At 65.8% G+C, this 23983-nt stretch carries 22 protein-coding genes; 13 read left to right on the forward strand and 9 right to left on the reverse strand.

Annotated elements, in window-relative coordinates:
- The first annotated feature begins 222 nt into the window (after positions 1 to 222).
- The 3 genes from B6V72_RS13670 to B6V72_RS13680 are packed head-to-tail and all read left to right on the forward strand — an operon-like array spanning position 223 to position 3147.
- A complete protein-coding gene (locus B6V72_RS13670; RefSeq protein ID WP_088735808.1) occupies positions 223 to 1329 on the forward strand; it encodes a mechanosensitive ion channel domain-containing protein in 1107 nt (368 codons plus the stop codon).
- A gap of 27 nt (positions 1330 to 1356) precedes the next feature.
- On the forward strand, positions 1357 to 2328 hold the full coding sequence (locus B6V72_RS13675; RefSeq protein ID WP_088735809.1) for a Gfo/Idh/MocA family oxidoreductase: 972 nt from the start codon (positions 1357 to 1359) through the stop codon (positions 2326 to 2328).
- Positions 2329 to 2349: 21 nt separating this feature from the next.
- On the forward strand, positions 2350 to 3147 hold the full coding sequence (locus B6V72_RS13680; RefSeq protein WP_088727785.1) for an SDR family oxidoreductase: 798 nt from the start codon (positions 2350 to 2352) through the stop codon (positions 3145 to 3147).
- 83 nt (positions 3148 to 3230) lie between these two features.
- Here the strand turns inward: B6V72_RS13680 and B6V72_RS13685 are convergent, their stop codons facing one another.
- A complete protein-coding gene (locus B6V72_RS13685) occupies positions 3231 to 4847 on the reverse strand; it encodes a Na/Pi symporter (protein WP_088720232.1) in 1617 nt (538 codons plus the stop codon).
- A 488-nt stretch (positions 4848 to 5335) separates the two neighbouring features.
- Here B6V72_RS13685 and B6V72_RS13690 point away from each other — a divergent pair, with 488 nt between their 5' ends.
- Both B6V72_RS13690 and B6V72_RS13695 read left to right on the forward strand, forming a co-directional pair.
- Positions 5336 to 5671 carry a DUF1992 domain-containing protein gene (locus tag B6V72_RS13690; protein ID WP_088720231.1) on the forward strand — a complete coding sequence of 112 codons (336 nt, stop codon included), beginning with the start codon at positions 5336 to 5338 and terminating at the stop codon, positions 5669 to 5671.
- A gap of 109 nt (positions 5672 to 5780) precedes the next feature.
- Positions 5781 to 6614 carry a CPBP family intramembrane glutamic endopeptidase gene (locus tag B6V72_RS13695; protein WP_206185801.1) on the forward strand — a complete coding sequence of 278 codons (834 nt, stop codon included), beginning with the start codon at positions 5781 to 5783 and terminating at the stop codon, positions 6612 to 6614.
- Between the two features lie 25 nt (positions 6615 to 6639).
- Here B6V72_RS13695 and B6V72_RS13700 read toward each other — a convergent pair whose 3' ends face one another.
- Entirely contained in the window at positions 6640 to 7467 is an 828-nt protein-coding gene (locus B6V72_RS13700) for a DUF6544 family protein (RefSeq protein WP_088735810.1), read from the reverse strand.
- A 337-nt stretch (positions 7468 to 7804) separates the two neighbouring features.
- Positions 7805 to 8029 carry a DUF465 domain-containing protein gene (locus B6V72_RS13710; protein WP_075775584.1) on the reverse strand — a complete coding sequence of 75 codons (225 nt, stop codon included), beginning with the start codon at positions 8027 to 8029 and terminating at the stop codon, positions 7805 to 7807.
- A 189-nt stretch (positions 8030 to 8218) separates the two neighbouring features.
- Between B6V72_RS13710 and B6V72_RS13715 the strand changes: the two genes are divergently transcribed.
- Positions 8219 to 9151 (forward strand): hydrogen peroxide-inducible genes activator, encoded by a 933-nt coding sequence (locus B6V72_RS13715; RefSeq protein WP_088735811.1) that lies wholly within the window; start codon positions 8219 to 8221, stop codon positions 9149 to 9151.
- Positions 9152 to 9377: 226 nt separating this feature from the next.
- Positions 9378 to 10130 carry an SDR family oxidoreductase gene (locus B6V72_RS13720; protein ID WP_088722601.1) on the forward strand — a complete coding sequence of 251 codons (753 nt, stop codon included), beginning with the start codon at positions 9378 to 9380 and terminating at the stop codon, positions 10128 to 10130.
- A gap of 229 nt (positions 10131 to 10359) precedes the next feature.
- Here B6V72_RS13720 and B6V72_RS13725 read toward each other — a convergent pair whose 3' ends face one another.
- The 3 genes from B6V72_RS13725 to B6V72_RS13735 form a co-directional block, all read right to left on the reverse strand.
- Positions 10360 to 11484 (reverse strand): PQQ-dependent sugar dehydrogenase, encoded by a 1125-nt coding sequence (locus tag B6V72_RS13725; protein WP_088735812.1) that lies wholly within the window; start codon positions 11482 to 11484, stop codon positions 10360 to 10362.
- A 211-nt stretch (positions 11485 to 11695) separates the two neighbouring features.
- Positions 11696 to 12316: a DnaJ domain-containing protein gene (locus tag B6V72_RS13730; protein ID WP_075775588.1), complete on the reverse strand. Its 621-nt coding sequence runs from the start codon at positions 12314 to 12316 to the stop codon at positions 11696 to 11698.
- A gap of 259 nt (positions 12317 to 12575) precedes the next feature.
- The gene (locus B6V72_RS13735) at positions 12576 to 12974 is read right to left on the reverse strand and encodes a DUF4177 domain-containing protein (RefSeq protein WP_088720224.1); all 399 of its coding nucleotides are present in this window, start codon (positions 12972 to 12974) and stop codon (positions 12576 to 12578) included.
- A 175-nt stretch (positions 12975 to 13149) separates the two neighbouring features.
- On the opposite strand from B6V72_RS13735, the gene cobS reads away from it, so the two are divergent.
- Complete coding sequence (gene cobS / locus B6V72_RS13740; protein ID WP_075775590.1) at positions 13150 to 14121, forward strand: cobaltochelatase subunit CobS; 972 nt, start codon at positions 13150 to 13152, stop codon at positions 14119 to 14121.
- The gene (locus B6V72_RS13745; protein WP_088720223.1) at positions 14121 to 14705 is read left to right on the forward strand and encodes a hypothetical protein; all 585 of its coding nucleotides are present in this window, start codon (positions 14121 to 14123) and stop codon (positions 14703 to 14705) included. Before cobS ends, B6V72_RS13745 begins: the two co-directional genes overlap by 1 nt.
- A gap of 107 nt (positions 14706 to 14812) precedes the next feature.
- Here the strand turns inward: B6V72_RS13745 and B6V72_RS13750 are convergent, their stop codons facing one another.
- On the reverse strand, positions 14813 to 15412 hold the full coding sequence (locus tag B6V72_RS13750) for an NAD(P)H-dependent oxidoreductase (RefSeq protein ID WP_088735813.1): 600 nt from the start codon (positions 15410 to 15412) through the stop codon (positions 14813 to 14815).
- 257 nt (positions 15413 to 15669) lie between these two features.
- On the opposite strand from B6V72_RS13750, the gene cobT reads away from it, so the two are divergent.
- Together cobT and B6V72_RS13760 are read left to right on the forward strand one after the other, a co-directional pair.
- The gene (gene cobT, locus B6V72_RS13755; protein ID WP_088735814.1) at positions 15670 to 17547 is read left to right on the forward strand and encodes a cobaltochelatase subunit CobT; all 1878 of its coding nucleotides are present in this window, start codon (positions 15670 to 15672) and stop codon (positions 17545 to 17547) included.
- Complete coding sequence (locus tag B6V72_RS13760; RefSeq protein WP_088735815.1) at positions 17547 to 19346, forward strand: aminopeptidase P family protein; 1800 nt, start codon at positions 17547 to 17549, stop codon at positions 19344 to 19346. The genes cobT and B6V72_RS13760 overlap by 1 nt, the downstream gene beginning before the upstream one ends.
- A gap of 133 nt (positions 19347 to 19479) precedes the next feature.
- Here the strand turns inward: B6V72_RS13760 and B6V72_RS13765 are convergent, their stop codons facing one another.
- Together B6V72_RS13765 and B6V72_RS13770 are read right to left on the reverse strand one after the other, a co-directional pair.
- Entirely contained in the window at positions 19480 to 20652 is a 1173-nt protein-coding gene (locus B6V72_RS13765) for an acetate/propionate family kinase (RefSeq protein WP_088735816.1), read from the reverse strand.
- The gene (locus B6V72_RS13770) at positions 20649 to 22037 is read right to left on the reverse strand and encodes a bifunctional enoyl-CoA hydratase/phosphate acetyltransferase (protein ID WP_088722596.1); all 1389 of its coding nucleotides are present in this window, start codon (positions 22035 to 22037) and stop codon (positions 20649 to 20651) included. The genes B6V72_RS13765 and B6V72_RS13770 overlap by 4 nt, the downstream gene beginning before the upstream one ends.
- Positions 22038 to 22215: 178 nt before the next feature.
- On the opposite strand from B6V72_RS13770, the gene B6V72_RS13775 reads away from it, so the two are divergent.
- Positions 22216 to 23592 carry an FAD-linked oxidase C-terminal domain-containing protein gene (locus tag B6V72_RS13775; protein WP_088735817.1) on the forward strand — a complete coding sequence of 459 codons (1377 nt, stop codon included), beginning with the start codon at positions 22216 to 22218 and terminating at the stop codon, positions 23590 to 23592.
- Positions 23589 to 23981: an SgcJ/EcaC family oxidoreductase gene (locus tag B6V72_RS13780; protein ID WP_075775597.1), complete on the forward strand. Its 393-nt coding sequence runs from the start codon at positions 23589 to 23591 to the stop codon at positions 23979 to 23981. The genes B6V72_RS13775 and B6V72_RS13780 overlap by 4 nt, the downstream gene beginning before the upstream one ends.
- The last annotated feature ends 2 nt before the right edge of the window (positions 23982 to 23983 follow it).

The following is a 23983-nucleotide window of genomic DNA, read 5'->3' on the forward strand; positions in this document are numbered from 1 at the left end:
CAGGGGATTTCGAAGATCCCCTGACGTAACGCGGCACGCAAGGACACGCTCCGATCGATCACCATGAGTCAGGAGGCACACGCGTGGAACATGCGACGTTCGACCCGGGCCGGATCGGCCACGTTTCCCGCGCGGCCGGGTTTACGCCCGGGCTCCCCGTCCCTCGTGAGCGCAAAGGCGAGGCCGATGCGCTCCGCTCTGTGAGCGGAGGCGGGTGACGCCATGGTGCTTGCAGGTCGCATTTCCGACTTCATCCGGCAGACGATGGCCGGAGGGCCAGACTGGCTCGGGCCCGCAGTCGTGCTTCTGGGCGCGCTCCTGCTGTCCTTGCTGCTGCATTGGCTGCTTTTCCGCGCCCTTAGTCGCTGGGTGGACGCTGGCAGCGGCATGGCGGGCTCGGCGCTGCGACAGGCAAAGAGACCGATGCGGCTGGCATTTCTGCTCGCGGCATTGGCGATCGCGGTGCCGCGCACCGACCTGCCGTGGCGGTTGCAGGACGTATTGGGGCACATATTCCTGATCCTCCTGATCGTGCTGATCGGCTGGACCTCGATCCTGCTGACCCGAAACCTGAGCGACCGGGTGATCCGTCGCCAGCGGATGGACCTCGATGACAACCTTGCCGCGCGCAAACTGGTGACGCAGTTTCGTGTCCTGCGGCGCACCGCGACGATCCTGCTGACCATCTTTACCGTCATGGGCGTGCTGCTGACCTTCGAGACCGTACAGAAATACGGCGTCAGCCTGTTCGCCTCGGCGGGCGCGGCGGGCCTGATCCTCGGGCTCGCGGCGCGCCCGGTCCTGGCCAACCTGATCGCGGGCATCCAGATCGCGATCACTCAGCCGATCCGGCTGGAGGACGTGGTGATCGTCGACGGCGAATGGGGCTGGATCGAAGAGATCTTCGCCACTTACGTTATCGTGCGGATCTGGGACTGGAGACGCATGGTGGTGCCGCTGAGCTATTTCATCGAACAACCGTTCCAGAACTGGACCCGCGAAAGCGCGTCGATCATCGGCGCCGTGCACTGGTATCTCGACTACACCGTGCCCGTGACCGAAGTGCGCGAAAAGCTCGAAGAGATCGTCCGCGAGTCGCCGCATTGGGACGGCCAGGTGATCAACCTTCAGGTCACCGATGCCGACAAGGACGCGATTGCGCTGCGCGGTTTGATGAGCGCACGCACCTCGCCGCAGGCTTGGGACCTGCGCTGCGAAGTGCGCGAGAAGCTGATCGCGTGGCTGCAGGAAGCCTACCCCGAGGCGCTCCCGAGGATGCGCGCGGAACTCCTTTCTTCCCCCGCTGACACCGGCGCGTCGCCGGCCTGATCCGCGACCGACCACAGGAGAGCTGCCATGGATAACGACATGAACATTTCGACCCTTGCGCTGCTTGGCGGCGCGCATGTTCATCTGCCGGACCACCTGCAGCAGATGAAGGCGCGCGGCTTTCGTGTCGGCTACGTGCATGATCGCGATCCGGACCGCCGCGACCGGCTTTGCGCCGAGCTTGACGCCAAGCCCCTCGCAACGCTCGACGCCCTTCACGGGCTGCAAACGGCGGGCGCAGTCGTCTGCAGCGAGACGGCCCACCATGCCACCGATATCGGAGCGGCGCTGTCTGCGGGTCTGCCGGTCTTTTCGGAGAAGCCGCTCGCCGGTAGCGCCCGCGACGCTGAGGCCGTGGCGCAGCACTCCGCGAAGGCCGAAGCGATACTGCACACTGCGTATTTCTTCCGAACCGTGCCCGCCCTGCGCAAGGCGAAGGGTTGGGTCTCCGAGGGACGGCTGGGCGAGGTACGATCGGCGAGAATGCTTTTCAATCACGACGGCGGCTACGCGGACTGGCTGAATCTCGACAGTTGGATGACCGACCCGGAGCTTGCCTGCTACGACGGGTTCGTCGACGAGGCGGTGCACGCGATCGACGCCTTGCAGTGGATACTCGGGCCGATCCGCGAGGGACATGCGGGCACCGGCAACGCGCTGGGGTGGCCCTTGAACGATCACGGCGCCGCAATCCTGCGCTTTGCGAGCGGCGCCACCGGCGTTGTCGAAGCGGGCTGGACCGACACCCGGATGCGGCTCGAACTGGACCTCGTGGGCGATGCTGGTGCGATTTCACTCAAGGAAGGCGAGATGACGCTGACCCCGCGCGGGGCCGAGAGCCCGACCGAGCGCATGGTGCTCGATCCGCTCGACGCGGGCACCGGAATCCTGCCTTTCCTGAGCGCGCTCGAAGGCCGTGCCGCACCGGGGCTGGTCTCGGCCGCCGAGGCGGCGCGCGTCAACCGGGTGCTGGACGATCTCGGGCTTCGGCTCAACTGAACACGCGAAAGGAGCACGACGATGGATTATGGACTTCAAGGCAAAACGGCCCTGATCACGGGCGGCGCCTCGGGCATCGGCAAAGCCGCCGCCAGAACGCTGCTGGCCGAGGGCGCGCAGGTTATCCTCGTGGACCTCAAGGGTGACGAGGTGTCCCGCGCCGCCAAGGAGCTCGCCCACGGCACCTGCGCGCTTCAGGCCGACCTGCGCGATCCGAACCAGATCAAGGGTCTCGCCGCCACCACGCAAGAGCGCTTCACCATGCCGGACATCCTCGTCTGCGCGGCCGGTGTCACCGGCGCCAAGGGGCACCCGCTCGAGATGACGGACAGCGACTGGCACGACGCGTGGGAGAGCGATTTCATGTCGGTCGTCCGCACCGTGCGCGCCTTCGAGCCGACGATGGAAAACCGCGGCTGGGGTCGCGTCGTCATCCTCTGTTCCGAGAATGCGGCGCAGCCCTATGAGAGCGAGGCGGTCTATAATGTGGCCAAGGCCGCGCTTCTCAATTTCGCCAAGGGGCTGAGCGGGGTGGCCGCGCGCCGGGGCGTGCTGGTCAATTGCGTCTCGCCCGCCTTTATCGAGACTCCCATGACCGATGGGATGATGGCCCAGAAGGCGGATGCGGAAGGCATCAGCCATGACGAGGCTGTCCGGAGCTTCTTGAAATCGGATCGCCCGTGGCTGGCGCTGGAGCGGCGCGGCAGACCCGAGGAAGTGGCCGCGACCATCGCCTTCCTGTGTTCCGAGCAAGCCAGTTTCGTCGTCGGTGCCAATTACCGCGTGGACGGCGGCTCGGTCGCCTCCATCGCCGTGTGACGGTCGGGGGTCGAAGACGCGCTTGGTGCGTAGATCAAGCCGTCGCCGGAGGGCCCACGCCGCCATGGCAAAACGCCTCAGGATCAGGAACCGGCGCTAAGCGGCGAGTCCGCCTCGGGAGAGGCGACCGCCACATGCCCCAGCTTCGCCTGCACCTCGCGCTCGTATTCGCCGACGCGCTGGACATTGTGCATGATCCGCGCAAACCACCGCATCGCATCAGTCGCCTGAAACGTCTCCTGCATCGTGTAGAGCCCGACATGCTCGCCCAGCAACAGGCCGCGCCGGTGCCGCGCGAGGCGATGGGCGACCGGGTCGGCCATCCGCGCCATGCGCTCCCCGATCTGCGGCAGATCGAGCGGACGTTCGGGCGACAGGCAGGCGGCGAACCATTGCGCGGGTCTGGGCGTGATCTTGCCGCGCAACAGGATCGGGATGTAGCCGCGGTGCTCGGCCTGCTCCACCAGACGCATGAGATGGTCGGCCTGATGCATCAGCGCGGCGAAGGCGGCGGCTTCGGCGGGCCGGTCTCGCGGGACCGAAATCTGCGCCATGTAATCCTTCAGGTCATCCAGAGCGATCGCGATCCGTGGCCCCAGCGTCGACATCCGCCGCAGATCGCGCGCGCGGCCGATCGCCAGCGAATAGGCTGCGAAAATCTCCTGCGCGGCCCAGATCACCATGGAATGCGCCGCTTGCATCGCGGCCCCTTCGTCGCTCAACAGGCGCCGGTCCAGTTCCGGGGGCGCCCGCCCGCCGAGATCGGGCCGCAATTTCGCGACGAGCGTGGCGAATTGGCGAGTAACGGGAAGAAAGACCAGCGTTCCCAGCAGGTTGAACCCGGTGTGAAACAGCACGAGCGCCGTATCGACCCCGGTTCGCGCCGCTAGCCCCTCCAAAGGAGCCGCGACCAGTTGCAGGAGGGGAAAGGCGATCACCATCGTTCCGCAATTGAACAGCAGGTTCGCGATCGCGGTCTGCTGCATCGCGCGCGATCCCCCGAGGGCCGCGATCAGCGCGGTGAAGGTGGTGCCGAGGTTCATCCCGATCACCGCCGCAGCCGCCTGGATCAGCGGCAGCGCACCGTTGCTGACCAGAACCAGCACAACCGCGATCGCCGCCGAGGAGGATTGCATCACCACCGTGACCGCGAGCCCCAGCGCCGCCATCGCGAGCAAGCCGCCCACCCCGGTTCCGGGCGTGCGCTCCACCGTGATCCAGGCCTCCGCCCCGGACATTCCCTGCTGCATCATGTCGAGCCCGATGAAGAGCAGGCAGAAGCCTGCAAGCACGCGCCCGATGCGCGCCGCCCGGCCATGCGAGAGAAACAGCGTCAGGCTCGCGAAGAACAAAAGCCCCATCGCCACCGCGCCCAGTTTCAGCTTGAAGCCCACCAGCGACACGATCCAGCCGGTGACCGTCGTGCCGATATTGGCGCCGTAGATCACGCCGAGCGCTTGCGGGAAACTAAGCAGTCCCGCGCCGACGAAGCCGACCGTCATCACCGTCGTCGCCGAAGACGACTGGATCACCGCCGTCGTCACCAGACCGCTCGCGACGCCCTTCAGCGGCGTGGTGGTGAACCGCGCCAGCAGGCGGCGCAGATTGGACCCGGCGGCTTCGCGCAGCGCCTCGGTCATTATCTTCATGCCGAGCAGGAACAGCCCGACTCCGCCAAGTGCCGCCAGTGTCTCCGACATGGTTCTCCATCCCTCGCGATCGAGCATGCGGCCGCGCGACACGGAATTCAAGCGCCGGCAGGAACGCCTCGCAAGGTTCTGTTTTGCCGGATGAATTCGTGACCGTCTGGCGTCGAAGACGGCAGTGCACCTTCGGCGCGCCCCGCAGTCGCGGGCTAACCGCGGGCGATGAATTCGAAAGAGCACTTCATTGCGGGCTTCGGCGCTTGAGGTTTCCTATCTACATGTCTCGCGGGGGCACGCCGCTGTTGCGTGACCCCTCGATGAACGCCGATCCTCAGTCGCAGCTATGGATGCGAGTTGCAGGTCGGCGCGGCGGTCGCGGACGGGCTTTGGGAACTGCCGCAATTCGCGCGACTAGCCTGAGCCCGCGCGCCGCCCTGTCACAGGTTTCGCACGGAAGTCTGAGTGTTGGCATCGCCAGAAGTGGGCTATGCTCGCGAGGGTACCGCGCCTCCCGCGGTGCTCGGAAACGGTAGGAACGCGGCATGAGCCAATCCCTGAACCGCCTCGTCGAGCGGCAAATCCAGAAGGCCCTTGCGGAGGGCCAGTTGAGCGGGCTTTCCGGCGAGGGCAAGCCGCTCCCGGATCGCTCGGGCGAGGCATTTACCGACATGGCGACCGCCGTGGCCGCCCGGATCATGGCCGAAGCCGGCGCGCTGCCCGAGGAGTTCAAACTCAAGAAGCTGCTGGAGGCGGCCAAGCAAAGCTACCGGGAGGCGGAGGGAGACGAGGCCAAGCGCGTCGCTATGGCGCTGATCGCCGATCTGGAACAGCGCTACAACATCGCGGTCGAGGCGCGGCGGCGGTTCATGGCGCCGTAGGACGCGCCGGGTCATCGTTGGCGCGATGCGCTTGACCCAGAACAAGGATTTCGGCGCGGAAAATGACGATGGTAGGGCGGTCCCTGAACGCACATCCATGGTCAGCCGAATGCCAATCGCACCCGAAGACCTGCCCCTGCACGCCACCGCGCGCGCCTTGCTCGCCTTTCTCGCGCTGACCTTCGCGATCACCTGGGGCGTGATCGGCAGCTACATCTTCTTGTCCGCAGAAATGACCGCGCGGTTCGGCCAGATCAGCGGCTCCCACCCACTTTTCTTCCTCGCAACCTGGGCTCCGGCAATCGCAGGGTTCACGGTGGTCTTGTTCTCTGCCGGGCTTGGCGACTTGCGCCGGTTCCTGTCGCGCCTTCTGATCTGGCACTGCCCGGTCTCGTGGTGGGGCTTCATCCTGCTCGTGATCCCGCTCGTCTTCATGGCGGGCTCACTGATCAAGGGCGGGCCCCTGCTTGCGCCGATGCCGCCCGAGGGCGTGCGCGCGACGGTCAGCGTGATGTTCATGATGCTGCTTCTCGGACCTATCGAGGAGTTCGGCTGGCGCGGCGTCGCACAACCGCTCTTGCAGCGCCATGTCGCCCCGTTCTGGGCCGGCGTGCTGATCGGCGCGATCTGGGGCATCTGGCACCTGCCCGCCTTCTACCTCGCCGGCGTGGTCTTCGCGCAGTGGAGCTACCTGCCCTTCTTCATCGGCAATATCACCCTCGCGGTTCTGGTCACGCCGATTTTCAACGCGGCGCGTGGCAGCCTGCTGCTTCCGATGCTGTTTCACTGGCAGCTCATCAATCCGTTCTGGCCGGATGCGCAGCCTTGGGACACCTGGATACTGGTGGGCGTCGCCGCGTTGGTCGTCTGGTGGAAGCGCGAGAAGATGTTCACGCGCGCGGGCGCCGTGACTGAAGTGGTCCCCGGTGAGGCACGGCCATGAGGCGATGTGGCACAGGCCGACACAATCACTTGGGAAAGCGGATTTCGGTCACATCGACGAGGAAGAAGGGGAAATAGTCCTCGGTTTCGAAGTTGTTCCCCGCTTCCACATGGGTCGGCAATCGGAACCCGTCGACATTACGGAACTCCGAGAGATAGCCGCCGAAGGGCTGAAGGCGGTAACGCTTTTGCGGGTTCGCATTGCTCCAGCGCTGGAAGCAGACCTGCTCCGGCCGGCCACTCTCGGCGACGGTGAGGTCGACCGCCTGCTCCAACCCGTCATGCCGCATCGTCATCCGGGCGATGTTCCTCGAGACCGGCTCCCAGGTCACATTCGGGCCCGGCAGCACTGCCGCGGGCGTCCAGAACACTGCCTCGGCCACGTAGCGACCGAAGGCGGAGCGTTTGTGATCCGGGTTGCCGCCGAACCGGGCCACGGGGGCGAGCCCGGCGACCCAGAACCGGGTCCATTTGTCGCTGTCGGAGCCGCTGAGACGCATCCCGCCTGACCCGCCCGACATCGCCCAGACAAAGCCATGTGGCGCGGCGAGCACCTGCGTGGCGCGCATCGGCATGTAGCTTGGGGCGGATTTGTCACCCATGCCGAACTGTCCCTGCATCTCCAGCCGTGCGACGGTGTAGAGCGGCGTCCTCTCCGCGATGGCGAAGGTGAAAAATCGCCGCGCGGGCTCGGGAAGATCGGCGACCATATCGGCAGAAAAGCGCGGCGGATCGACAGGCTGCGATGCGCTCAGTCGCGCCATCTCTGCGCGGTCGGCGCGCCGATCGAGACGCCGCCTCGCGAAAAGGCCGAAAAGCCCGATGGCGAGGATGGCGAATATCCAAAGAGCCATGCAGCTTCCCTACCTTTCCACGCTCAAGCGACCACGCGGCAACCGCCGCATCCCGAGCCGGATGATAGCATGAAGCGATCAGCGCAGGGCACGCCCTCTGACCTCTGCGTCCCGTTCGCACGGGTCATCGAAGAGATCGAACCACGCCTCGGAACATGTTGCGCGCGCGACCGGGGCGCGCCTGATATGCCTGTGACACAGCGCCTCTTCCAGCTCGGAAATTTCCGCGCTCTTGAGAAAACGGTAGGGGAGGAACGGGTCGGTTCGGGATGCCATGTGAGTTCCTTTCGCGAAAAGGGCCCCGTCACGCGCGCGCCGGGACCGGAGAAAAACGATATCAGCCGGGCAGACGCCGACGCGCGAGCGTACGCAGCAGCCCCTCGTAGCGGCCCAGCTCGTCCTTCAGACGCAGGCGACGCCGCTTGAGCCGTTGCAGAACACTCATGTCGCGCCAGGCCCGTTTCTGCTCCTGCTCCACACGTGCATCGAGGTCGCGATGCCGCGCCCGCAAAGCTGCGATACGGGCCGCGATGGCGGCATGGGTCCGATCCGAAAGGCTCATCTCTAAACTCCTGTAAAGATTGGGGTTTACTCGTGCCGAGGGGGGATCCTCGCGGGGAGACTGCGGGGGGACACTATCCGCCGCCTCCGTCATTCGCGCTCCCTCAAGGCCCCCTCGACAGATCAGAGTTGGGGTTGCGGGCTGGTAAGCTCAATCCTAAGTATCCTGAAGTTATGATCGGAAATTCCTATGGATAAGCCGCGCCTGCCGACCCTGCGCCAACTCGAATATTTCCGCGCCCTCGCGGATGCCGGGAACTTCCGCAAAGCGGCCGAGCGTGTCGGCGTGAGTCAGCCCTCGCTGAGCCAGCAGATCGTCAATCTCGAGGACACGCTCGGTGCAGCCCTCGTCGAACGCGGACGCAGCGGCGCGGTGCTGACGGCTGCCGGGCGCGAGGTGCGTGCGCGGATCGACGCCATTCTCGACGAGGTCGCAGCCCTTGCGGGCCTCGCCGAACATACACGCGCGGGCCTTGCCGGGACCTATCGGCTCGGGGCATCGGCGACATTCGGGCCCTATCTGCTGCCGAGCGTGGTGCGACGGCTCCACGCCGAGCACCCCGAGCTGCGCCTGTTCATCCGCGACGGGCAGCCGAGCGCCCTGCTCGACGATCTGCGCGCGGGCCGCCTCGATCTGGTCCTGACGCAGCTGCCGGTGCTCTCGTCGGATTTCACCGTCACCCGACTGTTCCGCGAACCCCTCCAGCTTGCCGTCGCCGGGGATCATCGCCTTGCGGAGAAGATAAACGTCGAGGATGCCGACCTTGCGGGCGAAACGCTGCTCGTTCTGTCGAACGGGTTTTCGCTGCATGCCCAGCTTGTCGAGCTGGCGCGCGAGATGAAAACCACCCTGCGGCAGGATTACGAGGGCAGCAGCCTCGATGCGCTGCGCCAGATGGTGGCGATGAATATGGGCATCACGCTCCTGCCCGCGCTTTATGCCCATTCGGAGGTCGAGCAAGCCGGACGGGATATCGCCCTCGTGCCGTTCCGGCGCGGGCGGGTGATGCGCTCGATCGGGCTCGTGACCCGGCGCAGCGCGCGCATTCCGCCGGTCTTCGCCGAGGTGATCCGCGAGGTCGTGCGCACCGGTTTCGCGAAGGTGCTTCATCCCGAGAGCTGATTGCCGGGACGCGGGCGACAGGGACGCCGTCACGCGCCCGTGAAATTGCAGTTCCGGCCCCCTGCCCCTATCGTGCCGCGGAAACCGCCGATCAGGCGCGCAGGAATGGCCCCGTGGGAAATTCCCGACTGGCCCTGTCGCACCGGCAGACCACGAACACAAGCGGGCCGCGACCGCCGCGCCGAGACGCGTGGCCCGACAGGCAGAAAGACAGGAAGGCCCCTTCATGACCAAGACCGCCCTCATCACCGGAGCCACCGCAGGGTTCGGCGACGCAATCGCCCGCCGTTTCGCCCATGAGGGCTGGAAGGTCATCGTGACCGGGCGCCGTCAGGAACGGCTCGACGCGCTGGTCGAGGCACTCGGCGGACCGGAGGTCGCGCATCCCCTGTGCTTCGACATCCGCGACGAGGCGGCGACGCGTGCAGCGCTCGACAGCCTGCCCGAAGGTTTCGCGCAGATCGACGCGCTTATCAACAATGCGGGCCTCGCGCGCGGCACCGCGCCTGCGCAGGACTGCGATCTGGATGACTGGCGCGCGATGATCGACACCAATATCACCGGGCTCGCGGTGATGACGCGGCTCACGCTGGATCGGCTGATCGCGCGCCGCGGGCTGATCGTGAACCTCGCCTCGATCGCGGCGAACTGGCCCTATCCGGGCGGCAATGTCTATGGCGGCACGAAAGCCTTCGTGCAGCAGTTCTCGCTTGGGCTGCGCTCGGACCTGTCGGGCACTGGCGTGCGCGTGACCTCGATCGAGCCGGGTCTGTCGGAGAGCGAATTCACCCTCGTGCGCACCGGCGGCGACAAGGCAGCCTATGACAAGCTCTATGCCGGGGCCGATCCGCTGCAGCCCGAGGATATCGCCGAGAGCATCTACTGGGTCGCCGCCCTGCCCGCGCATGTGAACATCAACTCGATCGAGATCATGCCGGTGAGCCAGAGCTGGGCGCCGTTCCAGATCCACCGCGAATAGTCCGAGGCAAGCCAATCGGAACCCGTGCTCGTGGGTATCTCCCTGTGCGGCGGCATCGTCTGGTGATTTGATCTGGCGATGCGCCGGGGCGAGAATAAGGCGCGCCTTGGCTGGGCCGAATATAAGCCCGCAAACGGAAAGGCGGGGCCCCCTGCCTGACCTTCGCCAATTCCGACCGCGCCGCGCTCGGATGCGCGCACCGCCGTTTCCGGTCAAGCGCCGGGCAAGCTCATTTCGGCATCAGCCGATAGAGTGCGCCCTCGCCCGCGTCCTCGATGATCCAGACCTCGCCATTGGGCCCCACGGCCACGTCGCGCACACGCATCTGCAGGTTCCAGCGCGCGATCTGGTCCGAGCCGTCGCCCGCCACCAGCGCCAACCCCTGCCCGGCGAGCCCGCCGATCAGCATATCGCCTTGCCAGTCGGGAAAGTCGCGGCCCTGATAGACCGCAAGCCCTGCCGGCGCTATCACCGGCGTCCACCAGAGCTTCGGCGCAGCGAATTCGGGCCGCGTGTCGTGATCCGGGATCGGCTGGCCGGAATAGTGTCGGCCGTTCGAGACCGCGTTCCAACCGTAATTCCTGCCCTTCTCGATCAGGTTCAGCTCGTCGCCGCCACGCGGGCCCATCTCGTGCTCCCAGAGCTTGCCGTCCGGCGTAAAAGCGAGGCCGTATTGGTTGCGGTGCCCTTCAGTCCACGTCTCGGCGCGCACACCGCCCGCCCCTTCATGGGGATTGCCGGGCGCGGGCTGACCTTCGCGGGTCAGGCGCAGGATCTTGCCGCGCGGGTTGCCCGGGTCCTGCGCGGTGTCGGGCTGCATCCGGTCGCCGACCGTGAGATAAACCATTCCGTCGGGCCCGAAGGCGACGATCCCGCCCGGCTGGCCACGCCCGCCCGGCGTCTGCTGCCAGATCGTCTTCAGCTGCGTGAGCTGGGTGCCATCCAGCACCCCACGCGCCAGATGCAGCGCGTTATCCGGCGCGACATAGGTGATATAGACCTCGCGCGTCTCAGCGAAATTGGGTGGCACCGCAACATCGAGCAGCCCGTTCTGGCCGCTATATTGCACCTCCGGCATGCCGGCCACCGCCTGCGCCCCGCCGCCCGTGACATGCCACATCTTGCCCGCCTTGCCGGTCACCAGCACCGATCCGTCGGGCAAGGGCGCGATCGCCCATGGGTTTTCCAGCAGCGCCACCGGCTTGAGGGCGAAAGGAAGATCGCGGCTTATCGGCTTCTCGCCCACGTTCTGCGCGGCGGCAGGCGCGGCGAGGGGCGCAAGGCCGAGGCTCGAGAGGACGGGGATCTTCAGGGCGAGCGCCAGAGCGGCGGACAGACTCGGAAACGGATTCATGAAGCACCTCCTCCCCTAGAGATGGGGCGGGGGCACGGAATGGGAAGGGCGCGCGATGGCAACGGGTGCGAGGGGCGCAGCCCCTCTGCCTGCGGCATTCACCCCGGGATATTTCGGCAAGCCCGAGGATTTGAGCGCGCCTCTCTGCTTCGGGTTTGCGAAAATATCCCGGGGGACGCGCGCAGCGCGGGGGGCAGAGCCCCCCCTGCCGTCACTTGAAGTTGCGGCTGTCCTTCAGCTGGTCCCAGGCCCAGACGACTTCCTGAAGCATCTCTTCCTGCGAGCGGTCGCCGCCGTTCATATCCGGGTGCAGCACCTTGATCAGCGCCTTGTAGCACTTGCGGATCTCGGCCTTGGACATCGAGTCCTTCGCCTCGAGAATGTCGAGCGCGCGGCGTTCGGTCGGCGGCAGCTTGCGCCCCATCGTCCGGCCCGGGTTCTTCGTGGCGTTGTCGCCGAGGATCTCATGCGGGTCCGAGATGCCGTGACGCGCCCAGCCCGCCTCTTCCTTGGCCTTGCTGAAGGGCTTCGTGGGTCGCTCCCAGACGGTCGCATTGTCCAGGAAAGCCTGGAATTCCTCCTCGGACTGACCCTGGAAATAATTCCAGTTCAGATTGTACTCGCGGACGTGGTCCTTGCAGAACCAGTAGTAGTCGTCGAGGATTTTCGGGCTTTTCGGCGCACGGTACTTGCCCGGCTCGTTGCAGCCTTCCTTGTCGCAGATCCGGGTCGAGGTCTCGAAAGCCCCCGACATGCCGCGTCTGCCACGCGAGCGGCGCTTCTTGTCCGCCGCGGCCGAAATGTTGAAGCCGAAAGGATCGCTGTTGCTCATGCTTGCCTCTTGCCTGCTGCCCGAATGCCACTTCGGGGCGGCATTTGGGCCTGCCTCCGAGTCGGGTCACGCAGTCTACTGGAAATGACGGATGTTGAAAGGGGGTCGGGCGGAAATGGGGCCGCTAATTGCGCGGATCAAGGGCGAGTAAGGAGCGTCGCGACGGCAACGCGACTGGCGCGCCGGTGCGGGCGCGCGGCACGTTTCGGGTGGATTGGTCCGGTTCCAAGCCGCCCTACCTTCGCCCTGTCCGTAACGGTCAGTCCCCGTCGCCTGACGACCCGTCGCGGCTGGCGCGCAGTTTCGGCGCACGGCCCTCGGGCGCATCGGCGAGAAGCGCGCGGCGCTTGGCCTCGGGCGCGTCCTCGTCATTCGCCGCAGCCTCGGGATCGGGATGTGCACCGATCGCCTGCGCCGGATCGGCGCTGGTCGGGCGGCGGAAGACCAGCAGGTTGTGATAGACCGTGGACTTACCCGTCAGGCCGGTGCGCTCTTCCGCAGGCAGGGTCTCTGCGCGAAGGTATTCCCAGCCGCGCGCCGCCATCTCGTTCATCACGCCGGAAAGCGCATGGGCGAAACGGTCGGCGCCGGATTTCAGGCCGCGCTCCTTGTCGCCGCGCGCGGGCGCCGGGATGACCTTGTATTCGTAATGCTGCATGATGCACCTCAAGCTTTCGCGTCTTTCTAGCGGATGCCGGGTCCGGGTCAACTCACTCCAAGCCACACTGGCGGGAACGGGCCGATAAAAGCCCCGCGCATCGCGCACCATCGCCCCCTTGCACGCCTGCGCGCGATGGTTCACAAATCGACCCAACCACGAAAGGACGTCCGCGATGCTCGACCAGACCGCCAAGCCCACCGAAGAAATCGACCTGCGCGAGGTGTTCGGCCTCGATTCCGACATGAAGGTCAAAGGGTTTGCAGAGCGCACCGACCGCGTGCCGGAGATCGACTCCACCTACAAATTTGACCCCGACACCACGATGGCGATCCTCGCCGGCTTTGCCTATAATCGCCGCGTGATGATCCAGGGTTATCACGGCACCGGGAAATCGACCCATATCGAACAGGTCGCCGCCCGCCTGAACTGGCCCTGTGTGCGCGTCAACCTCGACAGCCACGTCAGCCGGATCGACCTGATCGGCAAGGATGCGATCAAGCTGGTCGATGGCAAGCAGGTGACGGTGTTCCACGAGGGCATCCTGCCATGGGCGCTGCGCAACCCGACCGCGATCGTCTTCGACGAATATGATGCGGGCCGCGCCGACGTGATGTTCGTGATCCAGCGGGTGCTGGAAGCCGACGGCAAGCTGACGCTGCTCGACCAGAACGAAGTGATCACGCCGAACCCCTATTTCCGTTTGTTCGCGACCTCGAACACGGTGGGTCTGGGCGACACGACGGGCCTCTACCACGGCACCCAGCAGATCAACCAGGGCCAGATGGACCGCTGGTCGCTGGTCTCGACGCTGAACTATCTCAGCCACGACGCCGAAGTCGCGATCGTTCTGTCGAAGAACCCGCAATACAACACGGCCGAGGGCCGCAAGGTGATCAGCCAGATGGTGACCGTGGCCGACCTGACGCGGACCGCCTTCATGAATGGCGATCTCTCGACGGTGATGTCGCCGCGCACGGTGATCGCCTGGGCCCAGAACGCGCGCATCTTCGACAATATCGGCTACGCGTTCCGCCTGAGCTTCCTCAACAAGTGCGACGAGCTGGAGCGTCAGACCGTGGCCGAGTTCTACCAGCGCCTCTTCGACGAGGAGCTGCCGGAATCGGCGGCGGCCATCGCCTCGTGATGCCGCGCCTCGCGATCCGGGGCGTGCTTCTCGCGGCGCTGCTGCCCTTCGCAGCGGCAGCCCAGGAGGCGCCCAAGGATGGCGAGATTTTCGCGGCGCTCACCGGCGATTGGAACGGCGACGGCACGCAGGATGCGGCGATGCTGGTGCAGAACGGTGCGGATGCAGCCGATCTGGTTGTCTATCTCGGCGATCCGACCTTCGGACTGAAGCGCGAGATGACGGTCGAGCGGGTTGTCTTCTCCGGTCAGGCAGGCGGCCAGACGCCATCTCTCGAGCCGCTTCCGAACGGCGCGTTCAAGCTGCATTCCGAGCAGATCGGCATCGGGCGCAACCCATGGGAGAGCACCTATTCCATCGCGTGGCGCAATGGTGGTTTTGTCGTCTCGGGCTACAGCTACAGCTTCTACGACCGGATCGATAACGAGAATACCGGCACCTGCGACGTCAACCTGCTCAATGGGGATTACGTCATGACGCGGCGCGGGCAGGAGGCGAAAGGCTCGCAGGATCGTCGCGCCTTCCCGCTGAGTACGCTGCGCGCGGACTGGATGCCGATGATCTGCTCGGGGCTTTTCCAGTAACCGCTCGCGCTGCGACCTCTTCGCGAGGAGCGGCGCAAAAAAGCCCGGCGCAAAGGCCGGGCTGGTACTCGTTACTCAACTAACTACGAAAAACAGGCGGGGTCGGATCACGCGGCCTGACGGTTTTCTGCCTCGATCTTGGCAAGTTTCGCCGCCTGACCCCAGAAGGCCATGTCGTCGAGCAGCGTTTTCGCCGGACCGTCGAGATGGTCGCCCAGTTCCGCGATCGGCGTGCCCTGCGAGGCCTTCACGAAATCAGCACCGCCAATGCTGACCGCACCCGCGACGGGCACCATGCCGAAATTGATCGCGACGAGGCGCAGATGCTCGACCGCGCGGGCCGCGCCCACGCCGCCATAGCCGACGGTGCCCAGCGGCTTGCGGCGCCAGCCCTCGAACGCGTAGTCGAAAGCGTTCTTGATCGTCGCGGGAATTGAGTGGTTGTACTCCGCCGTCACCACGATGAACCCGTCGAATTCCTTGAGCTTTTCGCCCCAAGCGCGCGCGTTCTCGCTGGTCACGGGTTTCGCGGCGGGCGGGCCTGCCTCGTCGAAGAAGGGCAGCGCGGCTTCGCGCAGATCCAGAACCTCGTAGCGCATGTCGTCGCGCGCAGCGATCTTGGTCTCGAACCATTCGAGCGCGCGGTCGGCGAAGCGACCTTCGCGGGTCGTGCCGACGATCAGGCCGATATTCAGGGTCTCGCTCATGTCGAACTCCTTTCCGGTATGTCGCACGGGAAGGCCCTCGGGGGAGGAAGGGCCACGGGGGGGAGACGTGCTGTCCGTGTTGCGGGTTAACCTAAGACGTAATCGTCCGCTTCCAACCGGGAGTTATGTGCGGATGCGAACGAGTGTCGCGCGTCAAATGCGGGAACCGCGCAGGCGGCGCTGCCAGTCCGCGCCGCATCGCCCTCTTACGCGATCGGCTCTTGCGGGTCGGCGCGCGCGGTGCTTTATCTGAGGCCATGAGCAAGCCTTCCGACAACCCCGCGGATCCCTTCAAAAAGGCGCTGGCCGAAGCCACCAAGACGATGGCCGACGCGCCCGACATGACGGTGAGCTACACGGTCGATCCTTCGGGAATGACCGCCGATACGATGCGCCTGCCGCAGGTTTCGCGCCGGATGAGCCGCGACGAGGTTCTGCTGGCGCGCGGCACGGCCGATGCGATGGCGATGCGCCGCCGTCACCACGACGCCAAGATCGACAGCCGTTACGCCCCGTCGGGCGAGTTGGCGAGCGCGATCTACGAGGCGATGGAGACCGCGCGCTGTGAAGCGTTGGGCGCGCGCGACATGCCGGGCACCCTGTCGAATATCGACGCCAAGATCGCCCATGAGGCAGAGCGCAAGGGCTACGCCCAGATTCGCGCTCCCGAGGAAGCGCCGCTCTCGGTCGCTGCGGGTTATTTCGTGCGCGAACTGGCGACCGGCCGGAAATTGCCGCCCGGCGCGGATAACGTACTCGATCTGTGGCGCCCCTTCATCGAGCAATCGGCGGGCGACGATCTGGAAAACGTCAAACACGTCCTTGCCGATCAGGCCGCCTTTGCGCGCCTCACCCGCAAGGTGATCGCCGATCTCGGTTATGCCGATCAGTTGGGCGACGATCCCGACGAGGAGATGGGCGACGACGCCGAGGACGAGCAGGAAGAGAACGCCGACGAGGAACAGGGCGAAGAGCAGGCCCGCGACGAGCAGGAAGACGACGACGCCGAGGCCTCGCCCGAATCCAGCCAGGAAGCGCAGGACGACCAGACCCAGACCTCCGTCAGCTCCGACGATCTCGCCGATCAGGAAATGAGCGACGAGATGGATATGCCGCAGACCGATGCGCCGCTGGAGCCGCCGCCGCCCCCGCCGCATTCGCAGGCCGACCCGAATTACGTGGTCTACACGACCGAATTCGACGAGGAGATCGCCGCCGAGGACTTGGCCGAACCGGCCGAGCTGGAGCGTCTGCGCCTTTATCTCGATCAGCAGCTGGACCCGCTGAAAGGGGCTGTCTCGCGGCTCGCCAACAAGCTGCAGCGCCGCCTGCAGGCGCAGCAGAACCGTGCGTGGGAATTCGACCGCGAGGAAGGGATGCTCGATGCGGGCCGCCTGGCCCGTGTCGTCGCGAACCCGACAACGCCGCTCAGCTTCAAGGTCGAGAAGGACACCGAGTTCCGCGACACCGTGGTGACGCTACTGCTGGATAATTCCGGCTCGATGCGGGGTCGCCCGATCTCGATCGCGGCGATCTGCGCCGACGTGCTCGCTCGCACGCTGGAGCGCTGCGACGTGAAGGTCGAGATCCTCGGCTTCACCACCCGCGCCTGGAAAGGCGGGCAATCGCGCGAGAAATGGCTTGCAGATGGCCGCCCGCAAAGCCCCGGACGCCTCAACGACCTGCGCCACATCATCTACAAGCGGGCCGACGCGCCGATGCGCCGGACGCGGGCCAATCTGGGCCTGATGATGAAGGAAGGTCTGCTGAAGGAGAACATCGACGGCGAGGCGCTGGAATGGGCGCATCGCCGGATGCTCGCCCGGACCGAGCAGCGCAAGATCCTGATGGTGATCTCGGACGGTGCACCGGTGGACGACTCGACGCTGTCGGTGAACCCTGCGATCTATCTGGAGAAACACCTGCGCGACGTGATCGCCATGGTGGAGCGCCGCCGCGCGGTGGAGCTGATCGCCATCGGCATCGGCCATGACGTGACGCGCTATTACCAGCACGCGGTGACGATCACCGATGTGGAGCAACTGGCGGGCGCCATGACCGAACAGCTCGCCTCCCTCTTCGACAGCGATCCGCGGGCCCGCGCCCGCTTCCTCGGGATCAAGAAGGCTATCTGATGTTTCAGGATTTCTCGGTGCAATCGCGCCCCGAACTGGGCCCGCCCCGGCTGGCGGCGCTGCGCGAAGCCATGTCCGCAGCCGGGCTCGACGGCTTCATAATTCCTCGCGCCGATGCACATCAGGGCGAATATGTCGCGCCTTGCGATGCGCGTCTGGCTTGGCTGACCGGCTTCACCGGCTCGGCGGGCTTCTGCATCGCGCTGCCCGAGATCGCAGGCGTCTTCGTCGATGGCCGCTACCGGGTGCAGGTACGCGCCGAGGTCTCGCTCGACCACTTCACGCCGGTGAGCTGGCCCGAGGTGAAACCAGCCGACTGGTTGACGGAAAACGCCCATGCAGGCGCCAAGATCGGCTTCGACCCGTGGCTGCACACCAAATCCGAGATCGCGAAGATCCGCGAGGGGCTTGAAGGCACCGGCATCGCGCTGATCGAGAGCGAGAACCTCGTGGACCGCGTCTGGGACGACCGCCCTGCTCCGCCCGCCGAGCCCGCCCGCATCCATCCGGCGGAATTCGCAGGCGAGACTGCGGCGGAGAAACGCACGCGTCTGGCCGAAGACCTGCGCGAAGAGGATATCGCGGCCGCCGTGCTCACCCTGCCGGATTCGATCTGCTGGCTGCTGAACATTCGCGGCGCGGATATCCCCCGCAACCCGGTGGTTCAGTCCTTCGCGGTACTCTTCGACGACGGCACGGTGAAGCTCTTCGCCGATGACGCGAAATTCGACGCCGATCTGCGCGCCCATCTGGGCAACGGGGTCTCGATCCTGCCGCCCGACAGCCTGACCGCCGCGCTGGAAGCGATCGAAGGACCGGTGCTGGTCGACCCCGACAGCGCGCCGCTCGCTGTCTCTCTGCTGCTGGCCGATCACGACACCAAGATCGTTGAGGCGCGCGATTCCTGCATTCTGCCGAAAGCGCGCAAGAACGCAGCCGAAATCGCGGGCATGGAAGCCGCCCATCTGCGCGACGCCACCGCGATGGTCGAATTCCTCAGCTGGCTCGACGCGGAGGCTCCGAAAGGCCAGCTGACCGAGATCGACGTGGTCACAGCCCTCGAGGGCTTCCGCCGCGATACCAATGCGCTGCTCGACATCTCCTTCGAGACGATCTGCGGCGCGGGCGGCAATGGCGCGATCGTCCATTACCGCGTGAACGAGGACACCAACCGCCCCGTGAAACCGGGTGAGTTGCTGCTGGTGGATTCGGGCGGGCAATATGTCGACGGCACCACCGACATCACCCGCACCGTCGCCGTGGGCGATGTACCGGAAGACGCCAAACGTCCCTTCACCCGGGTGTTGCAGGGCATGATCGCACTGTCGCGTACGCGCTTCCCGCGCAGCGTGGCGGGGGCCCATCTCGATGCGCTCGCCCGTGCGCCCCTGTGGGCCGAGGGCTGGGATTACGATCACGGCACAGGCCACGGCGTCGGCGCTGCGCTTTGCGTGCACGAAGGCCCCGCGCGGATCTCGCGCGTCTCGACCCTGCCGCTCGAACCCGGAATGATCCTGTCGAACGAACCGGGCTATTACCGCGAAGGCGCATTCGGCATCCGGATCGAGAACCTGATCCTCACCGAAGAGGCCGAGGCCAAGGGCGACAACCGCGACCAGCTCTCTTTCTCGACGCTGACCTGGGTGCCGATCGACCGCCGCCTGATCGACATCGATCTGCTCGGCCCCGAGGAGCGCGACTGGCTCAACGCCTATCACGCCGAGGTTCTGGAGCGTATCGGGCCCAAGGTCAGCGAGGGCGCCAAGGCGTGGCTGCAAACCGCCTGCGCGCCGATCTGAGGCTGCGCGCACAGTATGCCGGGGATGCCTCCGGCGGGGATATTTTTACCAAGCCGAAAAGCTGGGTCCCCTCTTTCGTATTGGTCCAAATATCCCCCGCGGAGCGTCCCGCAGGGTCAGCATACGCCGTCGTCTAAAGGTCGAGTACCGCCTTCGCCGCCCGCGCGATGACGATTTCCTCGTTGGTTGGGATTACGAGAACCCGAACCGCGCCCGCCCCGATCTCGCGCGCATTCTCGGCATTGGCGTCGGGATTGACCGCGACCCCGAGGAAGCCCAGACCGTCGCAGGCCTGCGCGCGCACGCGCGCCGAGTTCTCCCCGATCCCGCCGGTAAAGACGATCCCGTCCAGGCCGCCCATCGCCGCCGCCATCGCGCCGATCTGACGCTTGATGCGGAAGCAGAAATAATCGATCGCCTCTTTTGCCTTGGGATCGTCCGAGGCCTCGAGCGTGCGCATGTCGTTGGAAATGCCGGACATGCCCAGTAGCCCCGATTCCTTGTAGAGCAGCGTCGAAATCTCGGACGGGCTCATCCCCTCCTGATCCATCATGTAGAGCAGGATGCCGGGGTCCAGTTCGCCCGGGCGTGTGCCCATCGGCAGGCCTTCCAGCGCGGAGAACCCCATTGTCGAGGCGACGGACTGGCCGTTCTCGATCGCGCACATCGACGCACCCGAGCCTAAATGCGCCACGATCATCCGCCCCTTGTGCAACTCGGGCTCGGTCCGCGTCAGTTCGCCATTGATGAAATCATAGCTCAGCCCGTGGAAGCCGTAGCGGCGCACCCCCTGCTCGTAATAGCGGCGCGGCAGCGCGAATGTGTCGCTGACGAAGGGATGGCCGCGATGAAAGGCGGTGTCGTAGCAGGCGACCTGCGGCGTGCCGGGGAAGGTATCGACCGCGGCACGGACACCGGCGAGGTTATGTGGCTGGTGCAGCGGCGCGAAGGGGGCGAGCTTGGCCAATTCCGCCATGAGCGGCTCGGACAGGGGTTCCGGCGCGGCGTGGTCGATCCCGCCATGCACGATCCGGTGGCCGACCGCGATCACTTCCAGCCCGGGAAAGGCCGACTGGAAGGCCGCAAGCGCAGTGTGTAGCGCCGCCGCATTGGTGACGAAGTCATCTGGCGCGGCGGCGGGCAGCGGCAGTGGCGATCCATCGGGTCCGCTGAGTTTCATCGCCGCCTCGCGCCGTCCGATCCGGTCGACATGACCAAGCGCGAGCGTCTCGAGGTCTTCCGAGAACAACCCCAGCTTCAGCGAGGACGAGCCGGAGTTCAGTGTCAGGATCGCACGGGTGCTCATGCGCGGCCCCCGCAGGTGCGGTGGTAGTGGATCGAGGCCACGGCAGCGGAGGCCAGCCGCGCCATCCCGCTATCAGAGCGCGAGTTCAGGATCACCGGCACCTTCGCGCCCAGCATCAGCCCCGCCCCTTCCGCGTGAGAGATGTAAGCGAGCTGCTTGGCCAGCATATTCGCGGAATCGATCCCGGGTGCGACCAACACCTCGGCCCGGCCCGCCACGGCGGAACGGATGCCCTTGGTGCGTGCGGCGGCCAGATCGACCGCATTGTCCATCGCGAGCGGCCCATCGACTTCGCCCCCGGTGATCTGCCCGCGCTCTGCCATTTTCGACAGCAGCGCCGCATCGAGGGACGACGGGATCGCGGGCGTCACGGTCTCGACTGCAGACAGCACGCCCACTTTCGGCACCTCGATCCCGATCGAGATCGCCACGTCGATCGCGTTTTGCACGATATGCACCTTGGTCTCGAGATCCGGCGCGATATTGATCGCGGCATCGGTAACGATCAGCGGATGCACAACGCCCGGCACATCCATGACGAAGACATGGGTGAAGCGTTTGCCGATCCGCAGCCCGGTATTCTTGTCGAGCATCGGCTTCAAGAGCGCATCGGTATGCAGATGGCCCTTCATCACCGCGCCGGCGCGCCCCTCGTTGACCAGCTGCACCGCCATGCGCGCGGCATCGCGGGCGGTCTCGGCGGGCAGGATCTCGAACTTGGTCACGTCGCGGCCGAGCTCTTTCGCGACGGACATGATCTTTTCGGGATGGCCGATCAGCAGCGGCTCGATCAGGTGATGTTCGGCGGCGAGGAGCGCACCGTCGAGCGACACCGGCTCTTCGGGGCAGACGACGGCGGTGACCAGATCGGGCAGCGGCTCGGCCTTCTCCAGCAGTTTCTCGAAATGGCGATGGCGCTGCGAGATCAGGCCGGGCACTTCGAGCGCATCGAATTTCAGGTGTTTCTGCGGGGCATGGACCTCGGCCTCGCCCTCGACGATCAGCGCGTCATCGCCCACACGGCGCACTTCCGTCTTCATCCGCAGCAGCTCGCCGGGCAGCTTCTCGAGAACCTCGACGCGGGCGCAGAGCTCTTGACCCGCCATCGCGTGATCATGGAAGCGCAGGCTTTGCGCGCGGTAGAGTGTCCCCGGCCCCGGCAGCAGGTTGCCCAGGACCGCGGTGATCAGCGACGCCACGAACATGCCCGGCGCGTAGGCCTCCTTCTGGCCGTCGCCATCGCCATCCTCGGCCTCCAGATGAACCGGGTTGTGGTTGCCGGAGGCGGCGGCGAAAACGTAGAAATCGTCGGCAGTGCATAGCCGCTTCAATTCGGCTGACTGGCCGACCTCGATCTCGTCCCATTTCCGGCTCTCGAACATCATTGGCGCGCTCCTTCTTTTTCCTGCACTGCAAGTCTGCGAGACCTGCACGCTGCTGCCTAGGCAAAGATTCGCGACAAATCCTTGATCCGAGACAAAAACCGCCGACAATCCGCTGAAACCCTTTCACTCCCGCGCGGCTGAGCCTAAACCTTTGGCAGCAAGACATGGGAGGCGTTGCATGGCACTGGCAGAGGCGCTGGCGGAACTCGAAACTTTGCTGGGCGACCGGCTCGATACCTCGAAAGGCGCGCGCGACCAACATGGCCGCAACGAGACGTGGTTTCCCTTCTCACCCCCCGATGCCGTGGCTTATCCGACCAGCACCGAAGAGGTCAGCCAGATCGTCAAGATCTGCGCCGCGCATGACGTGCCGATCACGCCCTACGGCACGGGCACCTCGCTGGAGGGACACGCCGTGCCGGTGCGCGGCGGGGTCAGCCTTGACCTGATGAAGATGGACCGAGTGGTGGAGGTTCTGGCCGAGGATATGCAGGTCCGCGTCCAGCCCGGCGTGACTCGCGTGGCGCTGAACGAGGATCTGCGCGCGACGGGGCTGTTCTTTCCGGTCGATCCGGGCGCGAATGCCTCGCTTGGCGGCATGGCGGCGACCCGGGCGAGCGGGACGACGACGGTGGGCTATGGCTCGATGCGCGACAATGTGGCGGCGCTGGAAGTGGTGCTGGCCGATGGCCGCATCATCCGCACCGGCAGCCGCGCGAAGAAATCCTCCGCCGGATATGACCTGACCGCGCTGATGCTGGGTTCGGAAGGCACGCTCGGGATCATCACCGAATTGACGTTGCGCCTGCATGGCCAGCCCGAGGCTATCTCCTCTGCGGTCTGCGCCTTCGATACGCTGGAAGCGGCGGTCGAGACGGTGCAGATGACGATCCAGATGGGCATCCCGATGGCGCGGATCGAATTCGTCGACGACCTCACCGCGCAGATCTTCAACGAGGCCAACGGCACCGATTTCCCCGCGAAACCGCATCTGATGATCGAGTTTCACGGCTCGGAAAGCGGTGTGGCCGAGGCCTCCGAGCGGTTCGGCGAAGTCGTGGCCGAGATGGGCGGCGCAGATTTCCAATGGGCGACGACGACCGAGGACCGCAATAAGCTGTGGAAGATGCGTCACGGCGCCTACCCCGCCACGATCGCGCATCGCCCCGGCTGCATGGGACTGGTGACCGATATCTGCGTGCCGATCTCGCGGCTGGCAGAGGCCGTGGCCGCGACCAAGCGCGACATCATCCAGGCCGGGCTGATCGGTCCCGTTGTGGGCCATGTCGGCGACGGGAATTTCCACTCTGTCCTGCTGCTCGATCCCGAGGATAAGGACGAGTTCAAACGCGCAAAGAAAGTGGCCGCGAAGATGGCCGAACGCGCGCTCGAGATGCAGGGCACCGTCACTGGCGAGCACGGCATCGGCATGGGCAAGACGGGCTACATGCGCGACGAGCATGGCGCGGGTTGGGACGTGATGGGCCAGATCAAACGCGCGCTCGACCCGCAGAACATTCTCAATCCCGGTAAACTGGTGGAGCAGGACGAATGAGCTTCGAGACTCCGGACGCGCTGCCCCGCGCCTTCGCAAAAGCCTGGGGCGCGCGCGATGCGCAGGCGCTTGCGGGATTTTTCGCGGAAGATGCCGATTTCATCTCGCTGACGGGTGGAGTCGCCTCCGGTCGCACCCAGATCGCGGAGTTGTTCGCAGGCGAACTCGCCGGCGCCTTCTCGCGCGCGCGGCTGGTGACCGGCAAGGCCAAATCGCGCCCTGTCGGCGCCGAGGCAGCGGTCGTACTGCAGCGCTTCGTCCTGACCGGGATCATCACCGAGAACGGCGCCGATGCCGGCCGCATCGGCTGCACGCTGGCCGCAACGCTGGAACTGACGCCGAATGGCTGGCAAATCGTCGCCGCGCAGTTCGTCGTGGAGGCGGGGTAAGC

The sequence above is a fragment of the Thioclava sp. F34-6 genome (assembly GCF_002213235.1).
Taxonomy (GTDB): Bacteria; Pseudomonadota; Alphaproteobacteria; order Rhodobacterales; family Rhodobacteraceae; genus Thioclava; species Thioclava nitratireducens.

Excerpts from the sequence above, each read along its gene's own strand:
- B6V72_RS13775 (WP_088735817.1), top strand. The coding sequence starts at position 22,216 with ATGGCACTGGCAGAGGCGCTGGCGGAACTCGAAACTTTGCTGGGCGAC.
- B6V72_RS13735 (WP_088720224.1), bottom strand. The coding sequence starts at position 12,974 with ATGCAGCATTACGAATACAAGGTCATCCCGGCGCCCGCGCGCGGCGAC.
- B6V72_RS13715 (WP_088735811.1), top strand. The coding sequence starts at position 8,219 with ATGGATAAGCCGCGCCTGCCGACCCTGCGCCAACTCGAATATTTCCGC.
- B6V72_RS13770 (WP_088722596.1), bottom strand. The coding sequence starts at position 22,037 with ATGATGTTCGAGAGCCGGAAATGGGACGAGATCGAGGTCGGCCAGTCA.
- B6V72_RS13725 (WP_088735812.1), bottom strand. The coding sequence starts at position 11,484 with ATGAATCCGTTTCCGAGTCTGTCCGCCGCTCTGGCGCTCGCCCTGAAG.
- B6V72_RS13780 (WP_075775597.1), top strand. The coding sequence starts at position 23,589 with ATGAGCTTCGAGACTCCGGACGCGCTGCCCCGCGCCTTCGCAAAAGCC.
- cobS (WP_075775590.1), top strand. The coding sequence starts at position 13,150 with ATGCTCGACCAGACCGCCAAGCCCACCGAAGAAATCGACCTGCGCGAG.
- B6V72_RS13670 (WP_088735808.1), top strand. The coding sequence starts at position 223 with ATGGTGCTTGCAGGTCGCATTTCCGACTTCATCCGGCAGACGATGGCC.
- B6V72_RS13760 (WP_088735815.1), top strand. The coding sequence starts at position 17,547 with ATGTTTCAGGATTTCTCGGTGCAATCGCGCCCCGAACTGGGCCCGCCC.
- B6V72_RS13710 (WP_075775584.1), bottom strand. The coding sequence starts at position 8,029 with ATGAGCCTTTCGGATCGGACCCATGCCGCCATCGCGGCCCGTATCGCA.
- B6V72_RS13750 (WP_088735813.1), bottom strand. The coding sequence starts at position 15,412 with ATGAGCGAGACCCTGAATATCGGCCTGATCGTCGGCACGACCCGCGAA.
- B6V72_RS13685 (WP_088720232.1), bottom strand. The coding sequence starts at position 4,847 with ATGTCGGAGACACTGGCGGCACTTGGCGGAGTCGGGCTGTTCCTGCTC.
- B6V72_RS13745 (WP_088720223.1), top strand. The coding sequence starts at position 14,121 with ATGCCGCGCCTCGCGATCCGGGGCGTGCTTCTCGCGGCGCTGCTGCCC.
- cobT (WP_088735814.1), top strand. The coding sequence starts at position 15,670 with ATGAGCAAGCCTTCCGACAACCCCGCGGATCCCTTCAAAAAGGCGCTG.
- B6V72_RS13730 (WP_075775588.1), bottom strand. The coding sequence starts at position 12,316 with ATGAGCAACAGCGATCCTTTCGGCTTCAACATTTCGGCCGCGGCGGAC.
- B6V72_RS13700 (WP_088735810.1), bottom strand. The coding sequence starts at position 7,467 with ATGGCTCTTTGGATATTCGCCATCCTCGCCATCGGGCTTTTCGGCCTT.
- B6V72_RS13720 (WP_088722601.1), top strand. The coding sequence starts at position 9,378 with ATGACCAAGACCGCCCTCATCACCGGAGCCACCGCAGGGTTCGGCGAC.
- B6V72_RS13680 (WP_088727785.1), top strand. The coding sequence starts at position 2,350 with ATGGATTATGGACTTCAAGGCAAAACGGCCCTGATCACGGGCGGCGCC.
- B6V72_RS13690 (WP_088720231.1), top strand. The coding sequence starts at position 5,336 with ATGAGCCAATCCCTGAACCGCCTCGTCGAGCGGCAAATCCAGAAGGCC.
- B6V72_RS13765 (WP_088735816.1), bottom strand. The coding sequence starts at position 20,652 with ATGAGCACCCGTGCGATCCTGACACTGAACTCCGGCTCGTCCTCGCTG.
- B6V72_RS13695 (WP_206185801.1), top strand. The coding sequence starts at position 5,781 with ATGCCAATCGCACCCGAAGACCTGCCCCTGCACGCCACCGCGCGCGCC.
- B6V72_RS13675 (WP_088735809.1), top strand. The coding sequence starts at position 1,357 with ATGGATAACGACATGAACATTTCGACCCTTGCGCTGCTTGGCGGCGCG.